The organism is Streptomyces sp. NPDC008079 (assembly GCF_042957385.1).
In the GTDB taxonomy this organism is placed as follows: Bacteria; Actinomycetota; Actinomycetes; order Streptomycetales; family Streptomycetaceae; genus Actinacidiphila.
Genome location: NZ_JBIBIC010000001.1, coordinates 857218 through 876410 on the forward strand (window position 1 = coordinate 857218; position 19193 = coordinate 876410).

Sequence of the window (19193 nt, forward strand, 5' to 3'; positions counted from 1 at the left end):
CGCTCGCCCCTCGTCAGCCTGTCCTGGACTTGAACAGCGACAGCATACGTTGGCCGTATTCCTCCGCCGCGTCCTCCGTGCCGCCCCAGATATGACTGGGCGCGACGGTCTCGCCCCACAGCGGCTTCGAATTGAGCGACAGCCGGAACTGCTGATGGTGGTAGATCTCGTGGAAGACGGTGGCGACGCCCTCGTCCATGCTGCGCAGACCCAGGTCGGAGATCTGGATCAACGGCAGCCCCCGGGGCCCGAGTTGGGGCGTGCCGGACACCAGGTGCGGGCTGTTGCCGAAACCGAGTCCGGTCGGCGTGTGGATCTCGGGAACGTGCACGATGTCGTAGTGGCTCACGGACATGTCCGCCTTGCCCAGCGCCATGCGCAACTGCCGGATGCTGATGGGCGTACCGAGCTGGCCGCCGGGAAGGCCCTGCGACGGGCCCCGGAACACGTTGATCAACGAGGAACAGGGTGAGAGGCCGAGCGGATCGGCCAGGACCGTGGGGTTGATGACATCGGCGTAGTCGTCGGGCCCCGGAGCCAGACCGAGCGGATCGGGGCTCAGGTAGCGTCCGGTCTCGGGGTCGAAGTAGCGGTGGTAGTTGTAGTCGAGGCCGGTCTCGGGGTCGTGGTAGCGGCCCGGACTGCGCAGCGGGCAGTCGACCGGGTCCCCGGCGGCCGTCTCCGACGCGGCAGCCGCGGTTTCCTCTTCCGCCGTCCGCGTGGTCTCCGGCAGCCACGGATGACCGCGTCGCCGCCAGGCGACGGCGCCTTCAGGACCGACGAGTTCGGTGGGAGCACCGGCCAGGTCCGTGATGACGGCGAGGAACCGGCGGTCGATCTCTTCCTGCGGCAGGTCCGCCACCGCCTCGGCCGTACGCCTGCTGTGCACCTGCGCGACCGCGCGCGGGCCCTCTCCCAGCAGGCACTCCCAGGTGGTGACCGCTTCCTGGGACCCGGTGACCACGGTGTCCGCCGCCGCGGCCGGGACGCGCACCTGCTCCGCGAGGACCTCTCCGTCCCAGGCGAACCGGACTTCCCCGGCCGCACTGCCGTCCGCCGTCACCAGCTTCTTGGACGTACGGCGTCCCAGCGCGTCGTAGGCGTACGCGGCGACACTGCCGTCCGGGTTGGTGACCGACCGGAGCCGGTCCTCCGCGTCCCACCCGAAGGTCCAGCGCAGCCGACCGCCGGACAGCAGCATCCGGGTCTTGACGGCGACGCGGCCCCGCTCGTCGTACGTGTAGCGGACGCGGCCGGAACGCAGCACCCGCGATCCCGACACCTCAGGAAGCGGCGGACGCCGGTCGTCCGGCCCGGCACCGCGGGGATCACCGGTGTCGACGTCAGTGATCCGCCCGGCGGCATCGAGCGTGAACCGGTGCGTGCCGCCGACGAGTTCGGCGATCTCCGTCGGATATCCGTCGGGCCGGTAGCGGTACCTGCGCTCCTGGACCGGGCGCCCGCTCGCCTCGTCCACAAGGGACTGGACCGTCAGACGGCCGACCGGGTCCCAGCTCTGCCGCAGCCGGGCCGCCTGCCCCAACCGCCGCTCGGTCTCCCGGCCGTCGCGGTCGTAGGTGAACTGGAGCGACTGGTCACCCATCCGCAGGCCCACCGGTCGGTTGCCCTCGTCGTAGGTCCACGCACTCTCGACACCCGAGGGAGTCCGGCGGCCGATCCGGCGTCCCATCGCGTCGTAGCGGCTGGTCATGACCAGCCCGTCGCAGCTCTCGGCGACGAGCCGACCGCCCTCGTCGTAGGTGAACTCCACGACGGCGGAGGCGTTTTCGGCGCGCAGCATGCGACCGGTGGCCGAGTAGGCGAAGACCGCGTCGCCGTCGGGCGTGACCATCCTGGTCACTCGTCCGCCCGAGTCCCGCTCGTAGCCGGTCGTCCCCCCGTAGGCGTCGACACTGCCGATGAGCTGCCGCGCGGCGTCGTAACGGTGCGTGCGCGTACGCCCGTTGAAGTCGGTCTCACTGACCAGGTTGCCCACGGCGTCGTAGGTGTACGACCAGGTCAGGCCGTCCTCGTCGCGCACCTCGGTCAGCCGCAGCTCGGTGTCGTAGGTGTAGCGCAGACGTGATCCGTCGGGTGCGGTCCGCTCGGCCGGGAGACCGAAGTGCGTCATCGTGAAGCGGTGCACACCGCCCGCCGGATCGCGGTAGGCGACAAGGTCGCCCTCGGCGTCGTACTCCCACTCCTCCGCCGAACCGTCCGGCCGCCTCCGCCACAGCGGCCGGCCCTCGGACGACCAGCCGGTCCTGACGGACTGTCCCGTGTGATCGGTGACCTCCGCGACACGGCCGAAGGCGTCACGGACGTACGCGGATTCCCCGCCGTCGGGGTCCACGACCGCCACGGGCAGCCCGGTCGCGTCGGTCCGTATGCGCCGGGTCGCGCCGAGAGCGTCGGTGACCGACGTGAGCGCGCCGCGGTCGTCGTACGTGTACGCGGTCGTCGCACCGGCCGCGTCCGTGGTGTCCAGCAGATTCCCGTGCGCGTCGAACCGCTGGCCGACCCGCGCCCCGTCCGGATCGACGGCCCGTACGGGAAATCCGAGGCCGTCGTACTCGATCCGTGCGACGGCGCCGTCCGGATAGGTGATGCCGGTGCAGTGGCCCAGGCCGTCGTACGTGTAGCGCGTCGTGCGTCCCAGCGGATCCGTACGGCTCAGCAGCCGGTCGTAGCGGTCCCACGCCGATGTCGTGCTGTGCCCGAAGTGATCGGTCTGCCGGATCAGTTGGCGAGCGACGTTGAACTCGTAGGTCGTCGTGGCGCCGACCGAATCGGTGGCCACCGTCGTCCCCGGCGCGCTGTCGTAGACATAGCTGTAGGCGAGGACGCCGTCGGTTCCCCCGGTGCGGACGCAGCGGCCCCGGTCGTCGTAGGCGTACGTGTACCAGGTGTCGTTGCGGTCCTGCCAGCGGGTGATGCGGCCCCGGTCGTCGTAGCCGAAGGTCAGGGGTACGCCGGAGGAGTCGGTGACGGCGGTGAGGTGGCCGTCGGTGTAGCCGAACGCGCACAGGGCGGGCCGGTCATCGGCGGAAGCCAGGTGGAGGGCGGTGATCCGGCCGTCCGCGGTGCTGACGGCGACGCGGTAGCCGCCGCTGTGGGTGACGTCGACGGGGGCGCCGAGGTCGTCGTACGTGATCACGATCCTGTTGGCATTGCGGTCGGTGATCTCCGCCAGGGCCAGCCCCCCGCGCGGCTGCGCGCGGAAGCGCAGGGTTCGACCGGTGTCGGGCTGGGCGACGGTCATGGTGCTGCCGGGGGTGCCGTCCCAGGTCAGGGGCCAGCGCGGGCCCTCGACGGGGAGCAGTGGGTGGCCGGGCTCAGGTACCGGGTAGTGCAGGACCATGCCGTCGGCGGTGGTGAACCGCACGCCCTGGTCGTCCAGGACCAGCCGCTGGTCCAGCGTGGACGCCCAGGTCGGCCCGAACCACCGGCCGCCGCGGAACCCGGTGCGATGGGCGCGCTCCAGCAACAGCGGGAGGATGCCGGGCAGATGCACGTCGGTGGCGGACATGACCATCTCACCGGTGGCCATGTCGATGGGGTCGCCCGAGGTGAACAGGCCCTTGATGGTGCGGCCGGCGTCCCGTATCGCTTCCGCGCCTTTGCGGATGCTGTTGGCGATGTTCTCCAGGGCCTTGCCTGATTTGAGGAGGGCGGGGAGTTCGCGGGCCATCTTCAACAGGCCGCCGGCGGTGGTGAGGCCCTTGAACATCGGGATGCAGTCCAGGGCCGCGAACAGGACGTCCCAGAGGCTGGCTTTGCCTTTGAGGTATTTCATGACGGTGTCGGCCAGGACCAGGACGGCGGCGGCCAGGACCAGCCAGGCCAGGGGGCCGCCGATGATCAGGACGACGATGCCCAGGACCGCGACGATGACCTTGCAGACCGCGATGATGTCGTCCCAGTGGTCCGCGACCCAGTCGACCGCCTTCTCCCACCAGTGCTTGTTCCTGATCCCCGCATCCGACGCCTCATGCAGCGCGTGCTGGGCGGTGGAGGCGGCGTCGTCCCTGAGCTGGGCCGCGTCGGCCGCGAGCTGCTTGGCCGCGTCCAGCTTCGCCTGCGCGCTGTGGACGGCGGTGGAGGCGGTGGTGTGGGCGCTGTTAGCGTCCGTGGCATTACGGGCCGCCGCCCGGACCTCCTCCGCTGACGGCGGCGGCACGTCCGGCTTCGGGTCCTCCTGGTAGGACTTCGACTTGTCCTGCGCCCGCTTCACCCACGCATCGGCGTTCGTCAACTGGCTTTGCGCGGTGTCCAGTTCCTGGCGGGCGGTGCGCCCCTGGGCCAGCGCCCGGTCCGCGTCACCCTGCGCGGTCTCCAGCTTCGGCCAGTAGTCGTCCAGGGCCCCGGACGCGAGGCGGTAGGACCGCTCCAGCTTGTCCAGCTCACCGGGAAGGTCCCCGAACTGCTGCCGGTACGCGTCACCCGACAGCCCCGCCCACTCCTGCACCACGGAGTCACCGCTCAGACCCCGCACCGACCGCAGCGCCGAGGCGACATCATCAGCGAAATCCCCCAGCTTCCGCGCGAGTTCCTTCACCTCGAACGGATCACCCGGCACCGGATCCCGGTCCAGATCCAGCACATCCCAATCCGTCGGACGCCCCGTCACCCCGCCAGCACCCCCATCGTCGGCTTCGGCGAACGCCCCCATCCTTCCAACGGCCCACAGCCCTCGAAAGACGCCCCTGCTCACTCCGACGTCCCACGGGCAACTCATAGTTCCCGGCGCCCCGGCCCGAGCCGGTCGCTCCGTAGCATGGGGCAGGGGTGGTGGCCCCGGTATCGGCGGGGCCACCACCCCTGTGACGATCTGTCAGGTCACCCCGCGCAGAGGGTCAGATTGACGGTGTCGCCCTTGTGGACGACGGTCGGGGCGTGCGGGGAGACGGCGATGACGGTGCCCGGCTTGCAGCCGGGGGAGGCCGTCTTGATGACCCGGCCGATCTTGAGCTGGGCCTTGTCCACCAGGACGGGCCTGGCCAAGTCGAGCGTGAAGCCCGCCAGTTGGATGGGGATCTCGCCGTACTGCACGGTGGTGCGGTTCTTGTCGGTCGTGGCGGACGTGTGGGCGGCGGGCCGCGAGTCGTGCGAGCCGCCGGTGGTGCCGATGGCCAGGGCGGTGCCGGTGCCGGCCACGACGAGGGCGGTGGCGATACCGGCGATGGCCGTGGCCCGCTTGCGACGGGCCCCGCGCGCGATGGCCGCGGTGTCGAAGTGCGGCGCCTCTGCGCCGTTGACGAAGTCGTTCATGGAGTTCACCAGTTCCTGCTCGAAGGGTGTGTAACCCGTGCAGCCGGAAGGCCGCGAACCGTGTGACGTCATCGTGTTCCTTCCGTGGGCTGCGGCGGCGAAGGGGCGGAGGGCGCGGGGAACCGGCCTCTGAGCTTGTCGATTCCGCGAGTGAGCTGGGACCGTACGGTGCTCACCGAGATCCCCAGATCGGCCGCGATCTGGGCGTCCGACAGGTCGTGGAAATACCGCAGCACCACGACCGTCCGCATGCGCATCGGCAGACCCTGAAGAGCGCGGACCAACTGGTCCCGGGTGTCCACCTGTCCGTACTGGTCCCCCGGAGCGGCCCTGTCGACGCCGTCCTGATACGGGACCGTACGGCGGAATCTGCGCCATCTGTCGTTGGCCAGATTCACCATGATCCGCCGTACGTACGCGTCCGGGGAGTCCTTGGCGGCGATGGTGCGCCACTTGCGGCACGCCCGTTCCAGAGTCTCCTGGACCAGGTCCTCCGCCGTCTGCCGGTCTCCCGTCAAGACGAGCGCGCCGTGGAACAGTACGGCCGACCGGGCGACGACGAAGGCGTGGAAGTCGTTCTCCACCGGCTCGGGCCCGCTCAGTTCCGTACGCGGTATCCGCTCGGTTGCCAGTTCCAGATCCACACGCTCCTCCCTTCCTGTCACCCCTCCTTGACGTGGAAGCGGCCCCGTCTGCTGCACGGCCCCGGTGTGACCTGGATCACAGGCGTGTGGGTCCTACGTGGTGGGGGTGCCGGCGTCGAGGGTGCTCGTGTGGCGTTCGGTGAGGGGGCCGACGCGGAGGTCCTCGCGCATGAGTTTGCGCATGTCGGCGGCGGCTTTGCCGCGTGCTTCCCAGCGGGCGCGGTCTTCGGTGCTGCCGAGGGCGGTGCCGGCGGCGTAGCCGTCGCAGATGCGGCGCAGGCAGTGGAAGACGTTGTTGGAGGCTTTGACGACGGGTTCGGGTGCGATGAGCCACATGCGTTCCGAGGCGGTGGCGATGCCTGACTCCCGGAAGGCTTCGCGCAGCGCGAACGCCCGTGCGTCGTCGGAGGAGTGGTCCCGTCCGGCCAGGGCCCGCAGGGTCTCGCCGAGCACTTTCACGGTGCTGGTGTACTGCGTGTAGATGTCCAGCCGCAGCCGGAGGGCTTCTTTGTCGTCCTCGCGCCTCCAGCGGTTCCGGTCGGCTATGAGGGTGGCGACGATGCCGATCGCGGCGCCGGCCAGGGTGGAGAGCAGTGGCAACCAGTCCATGCGGGCCACCTTGGGCCATCGCGTGACGGCGGCGCCAGAGGACGCCGGGACCGGACTCGTTGGCCGTCCGTAACGCGCCGCCGTCCGTATCGCGCCTGTCGTACGGGGAGTTGACGGCCCGTCACTCCACAGTGGCCGCCGCCGTGTGGAAGGCGTGGCGGACGGCGGTGATGCCGTCGGCGGTGCGGGAGGGGTGGACGCGGTTGGTGAGGAGGACGGCGTAGCGGGCGGTGGCGGGGTCGATCCAGAGGCTGGTGCCGGTGAAGCCGGTGTGGCCGAAGGAGTCGGGGCCGGGGGAGGGGCCTACGGGGGAGCCGACCGGGTCCTGGCCCTGCCAGGCGAGGCCGCGGCGCAGGGCGAGGTGGTCGGTGTGGGGGGCCGTCATCTCGGCGAAGGTCTCGGGGCGCAGCAGTTCGCGCGCGCCGCCCGCGAGCGACCGGCCGAGCCGTTCCACGTCCGCGAGAGGGGCGAACAGCCCGGCGTGGCCGCCGACTCCGCCCATGACCACGGCGTTCTCGTCGTGCACCTCGCCCGCCACCACGCGTCCGCGCCAGGGGCAGTCCTCGGTGGCGACGGCCCGCGCGCGGCCCGCCTCGTCCGGGTTGAAGCCGGTGTCCTTCAACCCGAGCGGCGCGCAGACCAGTTGGTCCACGAGTGCGTCCAGCGGTTCGCCCGCCGCGCTCTCGGCGATGAGGCCGAGCAGGATGAAGCCCTGGGAGGAGTACTCGACCCGGGTGTCGGGCGCCGAGCGCGGCGGCAGGAGGCGCAGCGCCTCCAACAGGGCCTCGCCCGTGGGGTGTTCGCGGAAGAGCTGGACCTGGCCCGGCAACCCCGAGGTGTGCGTGAGCAGTTGCCGTACGGTGAGATCCGCCTTGTCGCCGCCCCGGTAGGCCGGAAGATACCGTCCGACGGTGCCCGCGAGGTCCAGCGCGCCGCGGTCGACCAGGGCCATCACGGCGAGGCCGACGACGGGTTTCGTCACCGACGCCAGGTCCCACAATTCGTCGCCGTTGAGGGCGGGTCCGTCCCAGGCGCGGGTGCCGGTCCAGCCGCGGTCCAGCGGACCCGCCGCCGTACCGACGGACCAGGCGGCGCCCGAGTACGCGCGGCGCGTACGCCCGGCGGCGACGATCTCCCCGAGCGCGCTCCCGACGCCAGCCCCGAGCGCGCTCCCGACCCCAGCCCCGCTCCCGACTCCGGCGTCAGCCCCGCCCCCGAACTCGTCCCCGACCCCGCTCACGCCAGCTCACCCGCCTCGGTGTCCACCACAAGAAACGGCGTCGCGGGCACGCTGCCCAAGATGCCTCCCGCCGCGCCGACCGGGCCCCTGCCCGACACACCGCCCGAGCCGCCCACGCGACCCGGGCCGCCCACACCGCCCAGCCCCCCCGACACCGTCCGCGCCGCCGCCCGCACCATCGGACCGAACATCTCCACACTCCGCTCGTCCAGCGTGAAGGTCAGGCCGCGCACGCCGATCGCGCCCACCACCCGCCCCTCGCCGTCGAGGACCGGCGCGGCCACCGACCGTACGTCCGGCTCGTCGTACTCGTCGTCCACGGCGTAACCGGTGCTCGCCGCGTCCCGCAGCAGCGCGCGCAGCTCCGCGGCCTCGGTGAGGGTGCGCGGGGTGCGCGCGGCCAGCGGTCCGGCGTCCAGCAGCGCCGCCGTCTCGTGCGGCGGCAGCGCGGAGAGCATCGCGAGCCCCACCCCGCTGCTGTGCAGCGGGACCCGGCCGCCCGGCCGCCCGCTCATCCGGTACTCGCTGGCGGGCTCGGACTCCGCCAGCAGGACGGCCTCGTCGCCGTGGCGTACGGCGTACTGCGCGAGCAGTCCGGTGCGCCGCCGCAGGTCGGCCAGGACCGGGCGGGCGAGCGCGAGGTCGCGGCTGTCGTGCAGCGCGGCGGCGGCGAGCCCGAGCAGCCGGGGTCCGGCGCGGTAGCTGCCGCCCTCGGCGGGCTGGGCGAAGCCGTACTCGGCCAGCGTTCTCAGATGGCGGTGGACGGTCGGTTTGGTCAGTCCTGTGCGTCGTGCGAGATCGCCCAACCGGTGCGGGCCACCGGTCTGTACGAGCGCTTCGAGCACCTCCATCGCCTTGTCGACGGGACCCTTCGCGGGCTCTTGCTCGCTGGCTCGGGTGTTGACCGCTTTCGACATGTCGCTTAGCTTAACCCAACCGCATTCCATCTGCCGGAACGGATGTGTTGTTCAATGGAACGAATACGTCAAGGGCGGGCCGTGGACCGCAGCCGTCCGCGCCGCCGCGACGTCCTGCGCCTCGGCGGCCTGCTCGTGCCGGCCATCGCCGCGCCCGGGCTGCTGACGGGATGCGGCGCCAACCCGGCGAGCGGCGCGGGCAACGTCCTGCGGGTCTCGCAGCCGGGGGACCCGGTGACCATGGACCCGCAGAAGCAGGGCGACATGGTCTCGATGAACGCCCTGATCAACATGTTCGACACCCTCACCACCCGCGGGCAGGACAACACCCTCCACCCGCGGCTCGCGCTGACGTGGACGGCGCGCGACGAGCGCACCTGGCGGTTCACGCTCCGCCCCGGCGTGACGTTCCACAACGGCGAGGTGTGCGACGCGGCGGCGGTCAAGTTCTCCATCGAGCGGCTGCTCGACCCCAAGACCAAGTCACCGATCGTCGAACTGCGGTACGTGAAGAGCGTCTCGGTGGTCGACCCGCTCACCATCGACGTCCACACCACGCTGCACGACCCGATCCTGCCCGACAAACTCTCCCTGTTCGGCGGCGTCGTCGTGCCGCCGCGCTACCTCGCGGAGGTCGGCGACCGGGGCTTCGCGGCCCACCCCGTCGGCACCGGGCCCTTCACGTTCGTCAGTTGGCAGCGCGACCACGAACTGCGCATGCGGGCCTACCCGAAGCACTGGTCAGGCCGCCCGCACGTGGACGAACTGGTCTTCCGCCCGGCGCCCAACGCCTCGTCCTCGCTCGCCGCCCTCCAGAGCGGCGGCGTCGACCTCGTCGCCGGACTCACCCCCGACGCCGCGCAGCAGCTCGACGGCTACCCCGGCGTCACCCTGGACGCCTACACCGGCATCCGCACCTCGTACCTGTCCCTGAACACCCTGGAGAAGGGGCCGCTCAGCGACCGGCGGGTGCGCCAGGCCCTCAACCACGCCATCGACGTACCCCTGTTGATCAAGGCGGTGCTCGGCGGCAAGGCGCGCGAGGTGCCCGCGATGATCCCGCACGGCGCCTTCGGCTTCGACCCCTCGGTCAAGCCGTTCACCCGCTCGGTGGAGACCGCCCGCGCGCTGCTCGCCGACGCCGGATACCCGCACGGCTTCAGCACCACGCTCACCGCCTCCAACAACGACTCCAACGTCGCCGAGGCGCTGTCCGGACTCCTCTCCAAGGCCGGTGTACGCGCCAAGGTCAGCCTTCTCGACCCCGGCACGTACGCCAGCCGGCTCACCTCCACCAACCACTCGGCGCTCGGCCCGATGTACCTGGCCGCCAGCACCATCTGGACGCTGGACGGCGAGAGCATGATCCAGTCGAACGTCCGCAGCGACCGCAGGCAGAGCCGCTGGCACTCGAAGGAGGCGGACCGCCTCGTCGACATCGAGGAACTCTCCGTCGATCCCGCCAAGCGCACCCAGGCGTTCGCCGACCTGCAACGGCTGATGCAGCAAGAAGCGCCGTTCGTCTTCCTCTACCAGCTCGACAACATCTACGCCCGCAACCGACGGCCGCGTTGGAAGCCGGGCCCCGCAGGCGTCCTCGACATGTCGAGCGCGGAGGTCTCCCGATGACCGACATCTCCCTCCAGCGGGGGCCGTCCGCCGCCGACGGCGAGCCGCGGGAACGCACCCGCGACCGCGCGGGACTGCGGCTGCTGCGCACCGTCCTGCTCAGGCTCGGCACCGCGCTGCTGGTCCTGCTCTGCACGGCGACCGTCTCGTTCTTCCTCGTCCGGCTCTCCGGCGACCCCGTCAAGCTGCTGCTGCCGCCCGACGCGACGGCCCAGCAAGAAGCCGTACTGCGCGGGTCGTTGGGCCTGGACCGGCCGCTGTTCACCCAGTACCTCGACTTCCTGTGGGGGCTGCCGCGCCTGGACTTCGGCAACTCCCTCTTCTACAACGAGCCGGTACGCACCGTGCTCGCCGACCGGCTGCCCGCCACGCTCCAACTGGCCGCCGCCGCACTGGTGGTGACGCTCGTCGTCGCGGTCCCCGCGGGCATCTTCGCGGCGATGCGCCGCGGCCGGGCCTCCGACCGCACCGTGATGACCGGCGTGCTGCTCGGCCAGTCGACCCCGCCGTTCTGGGTCGGCATCCTGCTGATCCTGGTCTTCGCCGTCGGACTGCACGCGCTGCCCGCCTCCGGCTACGGCACGTTCGCCAACCTCGTGCTGCCCGCGGTCACCCTCGCCGTGTACTCCGTCGCCGTCGTCGCGCGGCTGCTGCGCTCCTCGCTGATCGACGTCCTGTCCTCCGACCACATCCGCACCGCCCGCGCCAAGGGCTTCGGCCCGGTCAAGGTGGTGCTCACCCACGGCTTGCGCAACGCGTCGCTGCCGGTGGTGACCGTGGTCGGCCTGGAGGTCGGCAGCCTGCTGGGCGGCGCGATCCTCACCGAACAGGTCTTCTCCTGGCCCGGCGTCGGACAGCTGACGATCGAGGCCATCTCGCACCGCGACTTCCCGCTCGTCCAGGCCACCGTGCTGTTCTTCGCCGCCACCTTCGTCGTGGTGAACCTGCTCGTCGACCTCTCCTACAGCTTCCTCGACCCGAGGGTGAGGACGTCCCGATGACCGTCACATCACCGGCCGTCGCCGCACCGGCGACGGCGGCGGGGCCCGGCCCGCGCGCCGCCGCCCTGCGGACCCTGCTGCGCAACAAGCTCGCCGTCGTCGCGCTCGCCGTACTCACGGTCATGCTGGTCTTCGCGGTCTTCGCACCGCTGATCGCCCCGCACGACCCCAACGCCCAGGACCTGCTGCTCCGGCTGAAGCCGCCCGCCTGGCAGTCCGGGGGCAGCGGCGCCCATCTGCTCGGCACCGACCAGCTCGGCCGCGACATGCTCTCCCGCGTCATCTACGGCACCCGGATCTCGCTGCTGGTCGGCGCGGGCGCGGCGCTGCTCGCCGGAGTGATCGGCACCGCCGTCGGACTCGCCTCCGGCTACTTCGGCGGCTGGCTCGACCGGGTGCTCATGCGGCTCGCCGACGTCCAACTGGCCTTCCCCTCCATCCTGCTGGCCCTGGCCGTCGTCGGTTTCCTCGGCTCCGGGCTCTGGTACGTGATCCTCGTGCTCGGCTTCACCGGCTGGGTCTCGTACGCCCGCGTCGTGCGCTCCGAGGTGATGTCGCTGCGCTCGCGCGACTTCATCACCGAGGCCCGCGCGATCGGTGTCACCGACGGCGCGATCATGCGCCGCCACCTGCTGCCCAACGTGATGGCGCCGCTGGCCACCATCGGCACGCTGCACATCGCGGCGGCCATCGTCGCCGAGGCGTCGCTGAGCTATCTCGGACTCGGCGTGCCCAAGGAGACCGTCACCTGGGGCTCGATGCTCGCCGACGGCCAGCTCTACCTCGGCACCTCCTGGTGGGTCGCGGTGTTCCCGGGCATCGGCCTGATGGTCACCTCGCTCGCCGTCAACATCACCGGCGACGCCCTGCGCGACGTCGCGGACCCGAAGGCGTACCGCCGATGACAACCGACCGCACGAGGCCGAGCGACCCTACGAAGCCGACCGACCGCAGGAAGCCGACCGACCCTACGAGGCCGACCGACCGTACGACACGGGCCGGGGCCGCACCCGCCCGCCCCGAACCCGTACTCGACATCACCGATCTCAGCGTCGACTTCAGGCTCGACAGCTCCACCGTGCACGCCGTCCAGGGCGTCAGCCTCCAGGTCGGCGCGGGCGAAACCCTCGCCGTGGTGGGGGAGTCGGGCAGCGGCAAGACGGCCACCGCGCTGTCGGTGCTCCGCCTCAACCCCGAGCCGCCGTGCGTGTACGCGGGCGGCGAGATCCGCTTCGGGGGACGCGACCTGCTCGCCGTGAGCGAGAAGGAACTCCGCGCGGTCCGCGGCCACGACATCGCCATGATCTTCCAGGACCCGATGACCAGCCTCGACCCGCTCCAGCGGGTCGGCGCCCAGGTCGCCGAAGTGCTCAGGCACCACAGGGGCGTCTCCCGCGCCGAGGCCAAGGAGGCGGCCGTCGCCGCGCTGGACGAGGTCGGCATCCCCGACCCCGAGCGGCGCTACCGGCAGTATCCGCACGAGATGTCCGGCGGCCTGCGCCAGCGCGTGATGATCGCGACGGCGCTGGTCGGACGGCCGCGCGTGCTCATCGCCGACGAGCCGACCACCGCGCTCGACGTGACCGTGCAGCGGCAGATCCTCGACCTGCTCGTCGCACTCCAGGAACAGCACGGCATGGCCGTCGTGCTGATCACCCACGACCTCGGAGTCGTCGCGGAGACGGCCGACCGGGTCGTGGTCATGAACGCGGGCCGGGTCGTGGAGAGCGGGGACGTCATGGACGTCTTCGACCACCCCGCCGAGGACTACACACGGCGGCTGCTGGACGCCACCCCACGATTGGAGTCGGCATGACGCTGCTCGAACTCGACGGACTGCGCAAGGAGTTCGGCGGCAGGCCGGTCCATGTGGCGGTCGACGACGTGTCCTTGACCGTGACCGAGGGCGAAACCCTCGCCCTGGTGGGCGAGTCGGGCTGCGGCAAGACCACCCTGACCCGGCTGCTGCTCCGGCTGATGGAGCCGACCGCCGGAAGCGTCCGGTTCGACGGCCAGGATCTCGCCGCCCTCTCCCCGGCCCAACTGCGGTCCGTACGGCGCCAGATGCAGGTCGTCCTCCAGGACCCGTACTCCAGCATGAACCCGCGCATGCGGATCTCCGACATCGTCGCCGAACCGCTGATCACCCACGATCCGGACGCCCGCGGCAGACGCGGCCGGGCACGTACCCGCGAACGCGTGGGCGAGCTGCTGGAGTCGGTGGGCCTGCCCGCGACGATCCAGGACCGCTACCCGCACGAGTTCTCCGGCGGCCAGCGCCAGCGCGTGTCGATCGCCCGCGCGCTCGCCCTCGAACCGAGGCTCGTGGTGCTCGACGAACCCACCAGCGCGCTCGACGTCTCCGTGCAGGCGCAGGTGCTTGACCTCCTGGCGGAGCTGCAACAGCGCCTCGGCCTCACCTATGTCTTCGTCTCGCACAACCTCGCCGTCGTCCGGCAGGTGGCCGACCGGGTCGCCGTCATGCGGCACGGCAAGCTGGTGGAGGTCGGCGCCGCGGCCGATGTCTTCGGCGATCCGCGGCACCCGTACACCCGGCAGCTGCTGGACGCCGTGCCCGTACCCGACCCGCGCCGCGCCCGCCGTACGCGGTCCCGCCCCCGTACGGAGGCGGTCTAGAGGTGGGGTCCGAAGCGGGACCTGAGGTGCGGCGTGTGGTGCGTCCGGAGGCGGGTTCGGCGACGGGGCCGGGCCTAGAGGTGGGAGAGCACCAGCCCCGCGCCGCCCAGCAGCGCCACATCGTCCACGGCCGCGCCGCTCACCAGCACCTGCGGCAGCTCGGCCCCCGCGGAGGCTCCGGCCGAGGCGACGTCGGAGCGCAGCCGTTCCTCGATCAGCGTCCGGAACCGTTCACCGCCCTCGCGCGCCTCGCCGTGCAGGACGAACAGCCCGGGCGCGAACAAGTGCTGGACGTTGATCAGCCCCAGGGCGACGTTCTCCGCGTACTCCTCGACCGTCCGGCGGGCCGCCTCGTCGTCGCGCTCCACCAGCGCGGCGAGGGTGGCGCCGTCGCCGAGCCCGGCCGCCCGCGCGCGCTCGCGCAGCCAGCGCGTGGTGGCCACCGTCTTCCAGCAGCCGCGCCCGCCGCAGGTGCACGCCTCGCCGCTGGCCGACACCGTCATATGGGCGCCGCTGCGCCCGCCGGCCGGGGCCAGCACCTGGCCGTCGTACAGGATGCCGACGCCCAGCACCTCACCGGTGGACACCGACGCGAACGTACGGCGGCCACGCCCGGCGCCGAACCACCGGTCGCCGAGCACCTGGAGCCTGGCCCGGTGCTCGACCCGTACCGGGGCGCCGGTCAGCGCCGCGAGCCGGGCGGTCACCGGATAGCCGTGCAGCGCCGGTACGTCGTTGACCTCGGTGATCAGACCGGCGCCGGGATCGACGATCCCGGCCGCCGCCACGCCGACCCCGACCGGTTCGTACCCGGCGAAGACCTCGGCGGCCAGCGCGAGCGCCGCGTCGATGTCGGCGGGCAGGGCCGTGGCGGCGTCGTACGACGCCTCGGCCCGGCGCAGCACCGCGCCGGACATCGTCAGCACCGCCGCCCGGACCCGTCCGGGCACCAGTTCGACAGCTCCGAGCGTCCGCGGCGGCCGGGGCGCGACCGTCCCCGGCGCGGGCTCGGGCACCAGCCGCAACGGAGAACCTTCATGGACCATGCGCCGACTCTGCCACGACACGGTTTCCGGGAGGTAGCGCTGTGAGAGATCTGACCCGGCTGACCTGGCGCGAAGTCCGCGGGGCCGGGGCGACCGGAATCGCCCTGCTGCCCATCGGATCGCAGGAGCAGCACGCCGCCCACCTGCCGATGGGCACCGACACGCTCCTCGCCGAGGCCGTCCTCGACGCCGCCGCCGCGCTGCTCGACCGGGACCCGACGCCCTCGGAGCTCGTACGGCTGCCCGCCCTCCCGTTCGGCCACAGCCCGCACCACCTGTTCGCCGCCGCCGTCTCGCTGTCCGCCGCCACGCTCGGCGCCGTACTCGACGACGTCCTGGACTCCCTGGTGACCAGCGGTTACCGGCGGATCATGGTCGTCAACGGGCACGGCGGCAACGACGAGATCATGCGGCTGGCCGTGAAGCGCTTCGCGCTGCGCGCCGACGTCACCGTCGCGGCCTGCTCGTACTGGACGGTCACGTCCGGTGACGGCGAGCCCGACGGGGGCAGGCCCGAGGTGACTCCGGGGCACGCGGGCTGGTTCGAGACCTCCCTGATGCTCGCCGCCCACCCGGAGCTCGTCCGTACCCCGGTCGCCGCCCGCGCCCCGGTCGATCCGCCGCCGCTCTTCGACAACCCGCCGTATCCGGGCCTGACCGTGGAGCGCCACGGCGAGTGGGCGCGGGTCGGCGGATCGACCGACGACGCCTCCGGCGCGGACGCGGGGGCCGGGCGCCGGCTGCTGGCCGACCGGGCGGTGGGGCTCGCGCGGGCGATCAGGGCTTTTGACGAGGCGACGGCGGGGGTTTTTGACGAGGCGACCGCGGGGCCTTTTGACGCGGTCACCGTACCCGCGGCCGACGACGTGACCACTGTCCCCGCGGCCGACGCGGCCACCGCTGTCCCCGACGCGGCCACCATCCGAGCTGAGGAGAAGAATGAAGATCACTGACGTCGACGTATGGGTGGTCAATCTGCCCCTGCTCAACCCGTTCACCAGCTCCTTCGAGACCAAGACCGGGGAGACCAGGACGGTCGTGCGGATTCGCACCGACGACGGTGTCGAGGGCTGGGGCGAGACGATGTGGGGCCGGCCCGTCGCGGCGATCGTCCGGGCGATGGCCGACGATCTGATCGGCACCAGCCCGTTCGCCCTGGAGAGCTTCCACCGCAAGCAGCACATGGTGCCCTTCTTCCACGGCTACCTCGGGTACGCGGCGATCGCCGCCCTCGACGTGGCCTGCTGGGACGCCATGGGCCAGGCCACCGGCCAGTCGCTCACCGACCTGCTGGGCGGTCCCGTACGCGACGAGGTGCCGATCACCGCCCTGGTGACCCGCGCCGACGCGCCCGGCGCGAGCGCCGCCGCCCTGCCGGGACAGCTCGCCGAGCACGCGACGCGGGTGGTCGAGGAGGGCGGCTTCAGCGCCGTCAAACTCAAGGGCACCACCGATGTCGCGGGCGACGTGGCCATCCTGCGGGCGCTGCGCACCGCCCTGCCCGGCATCAATCTGCGGGTGGACCCGAACGCGGCCTGGTCCGTCCCGGACTCGGTACGCGCCGGGATCGCCCTCGAGGAGCTGGACCTCGAATACCTGGAGGACCCCTGCGTCGGCATCGAGGGCATGAGCCAGGTGAAGGCGAAGGTCCGGATACCGCTGTGCACCAACATGTGTGTCGTACGGTTCGAGGACTTCGCCCCCGCGATGCGGCTCAACGCGGTCGACGTCATCCACGGCGATGTCTACAAGTGGGGCGGTATCGCCGCCACCAAGGCGCTCGCCGCCCACTGCGAGACGTTCGGGCTCGGCATGAACCTGCACAGCGGCGGTGAGCTGGGCATCGCGACGGCCGCGCATCTCGCGGTCGTCTCCAGCACCCCCGTGCTCTCCCGCGCGATCGACAGCATGTACTACCTGCACGCCGATGACATCATCGAGCCGCTGCACCTCGCGGACGGCCGTCTGCGAGTACCCACAGGGCCCGGCCTGGGAGTCAGCGTGGACGAGGACAAGCTGCGCCACTTCGCCGAGGCCAACGAGCGGGACGGGGATCTGACCGGATGACCAAGGAAGCGGTACACACCGCCCACGCGCCCCAGCCCGCGGGCGCCTACAGCCAGGGCGTCGTCGCCGGCGGCTTCCTCTACACGGCCGGCTTCGGCCCCAAGGACCCCCTCACCGGCGAGGTCCCCGAACTCGTCGGCGACCAGACCCGCCAGGTCCTCCGCAACCTCACCGCCGTCCTCGCCGAGCGCGGCCTCACCCTCGACGACGTCGTCAAGGTCACGGTCCACCTCCAGCACCTCCACCGCGACTTTGCCGCCTTCGACGCCGCCTACCGCCCCTTCTTCACCGCCCCCTACCCCGTCCGCACCACCGTCGGCTCCGACCTCATGAACATCCTCGTGGAAATCGACGTCGTCGCCCTCCTCCCGACCGCCTGAGCCGCCCGCTCCGACGGTTCTCCGCGGTCCGTCGCGGCCTGTACGGGGATCCCTCCCCCGGCCGCGGCGGAACCGTCCGGGGCGCCGGCGGCCGAAGCCGTACGCGTCGCGCTGAGCGGTGGTCCGCGTGAAGAGCGACGCGGGGTTCGACTCCCCACCGGACAGCGCAGCTCAGCACCGCGTACAGGTACCGGCGTACGTCGCCCAGCACATCACCACCGTGCAGATCCGAGACCGCGAGGGCGGGTTCGGGGCTTTCCCCCTCACCTCACCAGGGGCCCCGCTGCCCAACTCACCGGCGCCGTCCTCCCGGGAACGCCATCCGGACTCGTCGCCCCCCCGGCCCGCCACGCCCACCGTCGGACCCGCCCCAACCTCTCGGGAGGGCCTTCGCCCCGAGGCGAAGACCCTCGCGGTCGGTCAGAAGGCGCCGCTGTCCAAGCCCCACCAACTGGCGTTGTACCGCTCGGCGGCGCGCAGACCGCCCGTGCCCAGCCCTCGGTATTGGACCAGCCAGTCGCCGCTCGTCGCGAGAAGGTCGGCACGACCATCAGCCGACCAGTCGCCGACAGCGATGAGAGAACTCATCGCGTTCCAGCCGCCGGTGCCGATCAGCACACGCGACCCGACAGACCCGGTCCTGCCGGGGTAGAGCCACAACTTGCCGGTGGACGCCTCACGGGCGATCAGGTCGGGGCGGCCGTCACCGTTCATGTCACCGGCACCGACCAGGGCGTTCACGCTGTTCCAGCCGCCGGTGCCGATGAGCTTGCGCGTGCCGAGCCCGCCGGCGCTGGTGCCGGGGTAGAGCCACAACTTGCCGGTGGACTTCTCCACGGCGACAAGGTCGGCCCGGCCGTCCCCGGAGAGATCACCGAAGGCGGTGATCTTGGTCATGCTGTTCCAGCCGCCGGTGCCGATCAGTTTGCGCGTGCCGAGCCCGCCGGTGCCGGTGCCGGGGTAGAGCCACAGCTTGCCGGTGGACGCCTCACGGGCGATCACGTCCTCGCGCCCGTCCCGGCTGAAGTCACCGTGCCGGGTCAGGGCGTTCATGCTGTTCCAGCCACCGGAGCCGACCAGGCGCCCAGTGTCGTCACCAGGCAGAAACCACAGGCGTCCGACGGGATCACGGACCAGGAGGTCCGACTTCCGGTCGGCATTCATGTCCCCGAATCCGGACAGCTTCGGCGCCGTCGCCGCGTCCCAGTACGGATAGGCGGGGCCCTCGCACTCCCGCAGCGTGCGGACGAGCTTCAACGAGCTGATGTAGGGGCGCATGCCCGTGGGGTAGCTCTGTCGGGGCGCCCAGAATCCGTAGCCGTGCGCGACACCGTAGTTCGGGTCGTCGAACGTGCAGGCGATCAGGGCCGAGCGGTTGATGACCAGGGCGAAACTGTTGTTCCAGGTGCCCAGCGTCGCTTTGCTCGTGTTCGTCTTGAACATCGGCCCTGTGCCCCTGTCGTCCTTCCAGGCACAGAAGTACCCCGAGGGGCAGTCGCCGACCGCGGCTTGTGCGGGCGCGGCGCCCGCCGTCACCAGGCCGAGTGTGGAAAGCCCCAGCGCAACGGCCGCAGAAGCCGCCCGGCGAAGCAGTGTGGTGCGCATTCGTTCCCTCCCCTGTCGCGGCCCGCACAGGTTCTTCCCGGCAAGCCGCGAAGATGACCGTATCCGCGCCCTGCCTCACCGCGCCAAATGATGGAGCCGGTCGCGGTCGAAGGCGGCCGTTGTCGCTGACCGAGGGGGCCGGACGGC

At 71.7% G+C, this 19193-nt stretch carries 15 protein-coding genes and 1 pseudogene; 8 read left to right on the forward strand and 8 right to left on the reverse strand.

The annotated features are described in order from the left end of the window. Window positions 1–13 precede the first annotated feature (13 nt). The 6 genes from ACFZAM_RS03705 to ACFZAM_RS03730 form a co-directional block, all read right to left on the reverse strand. A complete protein-coding gene (locus ACFZAM_RS03705) occupies window positions 14–4603 on the reverse strand; it encodes a DUF6531 domain-containing protein (RefSeq protein ID WP_391042408.1) in 4590 nt (1529 codons plus the stop codon). A gap of 236 nt (window positions 4604–4839) precedes the next feature. Then, window positions 4840–5343, reverse strand: a complete 504-nt coding sequence (locus ACFZAM_RS03710; protein WP_355335804.1) for a PASTA domain-containing protein — start codon at window positions 5341–5343, stop codon at window positions 4840–4842. After that, entirely contained in the window at window positions 5340–5909 is a 570-nt protein-coding gene (locus ACFZAM_RS03715) for a SigE family RNA polymerase sigma factor (RefSeq protein ID WP_391043530.1), read from the reverse strand. The genes ACFZAM_RS03710 and ACFZAM_RS03715 overlap by 4 nt, the downstream gene beginning before the upstream one ends. Before the next feature lie 99 nt (window positions 5910–6008). After that, window positions 6009–6524 carry a hypothetical protein gene (locus tag ACFZAM_RS03720; protein WP_391042411.1) on the reverse strand — a complete coding sequence of 172 codons (516 nt, stop codon included), beginning with the start codon at window positions 6522–6524 and terminating at the stop codon, window positions 6009–6011. A 121-nt stretch (window positions 6525–6645) separates the two neighbouring features. Continuing rightward, on the reverse strand, window positions 6646–7656 hold the full coding sequence (locus ACFZAM_RS03725) for a serine hydrolase (RefSeq protein WP_391043532.1): 1011 nt from the start codon (window positions 7654–7656) through the stop codon (window positions 6646–6648). A 104-nt stretch (window positions 7657–7760) separates the two neighbouring features. Beyond that, window positions 7761–8681 carry an IclR family transcriptional regulator gene (locus ACFZAM_RS03730; protein ID WP_355335815.1) on the reverse strand — a complete coding sequence of 307 codons (921 nt, stop codon included), beginning with the start codon at window positions 8679–8681 and terminating at the stop codon, window positions 7761–7763. A 54-nt stretch (window positions 8682–8735) separates the two neighbouring features. Between ACFZAM_RS03730 and ACFZAM_RS03735 the strand changes: the two genes are divergently transcribed. Genes ACFZAM_RS03735 through ACFZAM_RS03755 form a run of 5 tightly spaced genes read left to right on the forward strand, consistent with a single transcriptional unit; the run spans window position 8736 to window position 13948 of the window. Continuing rightward, the gene (locus tag ACFZAM_RS03735; protein WP_355335818.1) at window positions 8736–10310 is read left to right on the forward strand and encodes an ABC transporter substrate-binding protein; all 1575 of its coding nucleotides are present in this window, start codon (window positions 8736–8738) and stop codon (window positions 10308–10310) included. Continuing rightward, the gene (locus ACFZAM_RS03740) at window positions 10307–11311 is read left to right on the forward strand and encodes an ABC transporter permease subunit (RefSeq protein ID WP_391042414.1); all 1005 of its coding nucleotides are present in this window, start codon (window positions 10307–10309) and stop codon (window positions 11309–11311) included. Before ACFZAM_RS03735 ends, ACFZAM_RS03740 begins: the two co-directional genes overlap by 4 nt. After that, complete coding sequence (locus ACFZAM_RS03745) at window positions 11308–12216, forward strand: ABC transporter permease subunit (protein ID WP_391042415.1); 909 nt, start codon at window positions 11308–11310, stop codon at window positions 12214–12216. Before ACFZAM_RS03740 ends, ACFZAM_RS03745 begins: the two co-directional genes overlap by 4 nt. After that, a complete protein-coding gene (locus ACFZAM_RS03750) occupies window positions 12213–13127 on the forward strand; it encodes an ATP-binding cassette domain-containing protein (protein WP_391042416.1) in 915 nt (304 codons plus the stop codon). The genes ACFZAM_RS03745 and ACFZAM_RS03750 overlap by 4 nt, the downstream gene beginning before the upstream one ends. Then, window positions 13124–13948: an ATP-binding cassette domain-containing protein gene (locus tag ACFZAM_RS03755; RefSeq protein WP_391042418.1), complete on the forward strand. Its 825-nt coding sequence runs from the start codon at window positions 13124–13126 to the stop codon at window positions 13946–13948. The genes ACFZAM_RS03750 and ACFZAM_RS03755 overlap by 4 nt, the downstream gene beginning before the upstream one ends. A 74-nt stretch (window positions 13949–14022) precedes the next feature. Here the strand turns inward: ACFZAM_RS03755 and ACFZAM_RS03760 are convergent, their stop codons facing one another. Then, a complete protein-coding gene (locus ACFZAM_RS03760; protein WP_355335832.1) occupies window positions 14023–14994 on the reverse strand; it encodes an ROK family protein in 972 nt (323 codons plus the stop codon). 41 nt (window positions 14995–15035) lie between these two features. On the opposite strand from ACFZAM_RS03760, the pseudogene ACFZAM_RS03765 reads away from it, so the two are divergent. The 3 genes and pseudogenes from ACFZAM_RS03765 to ACFZAM_RS03775 form a co-directional block, all read left to right on the forward strand. After that, window positions 15036–15794, forward strand: a pseudogene (locus ACFZAM_RS03765) (creatininase family protein); the annotation flags it as partial. A gap of 139 nt (window positions 15795–15933) precedes the next feature. Then, complete coding sequence (locus ACFZAM_RS03770) at window positions 15934–17061, forward strand: enolase C-terminal domain-like protein (RefSeq protein WP_355335835.1); 1128 nt, start codon at window positions 15934–15936, stop codon at window positions 17059–17061. Next, a complete protein-coding gene (locus ACFZAM_RS03775; protein WP_391042420.1) occupies window positions 17058–17441 on the forward strand; it encodes a Rid family hydrolase in 384 nt (127 codons plus the stop codon). Before ACFZAM_RS03770 ends, ACFZAM_RS03775 begins: the two co-directional genes overlap by 4 nt. A gap of 420 nt (window positions 17442–17861) precedes the next feature. Here the strand turns inward: ACFZAM_RS03775 and ACFZAM_RS03780 are convergent, their stop codons facing one another. Then, a complete protein-coding gene (locus ACFZAM_RS03780) occupies window positions 17862–19046 on the reverse strand; it encodes an FG-GAP-like repeat-containing protein (protein ID WP_391042422.1) in 1185 nt (394 codons plus the stop codon). Between the last annotated feature and the right edge of the window lie 147 nt (window positions 19047–19193).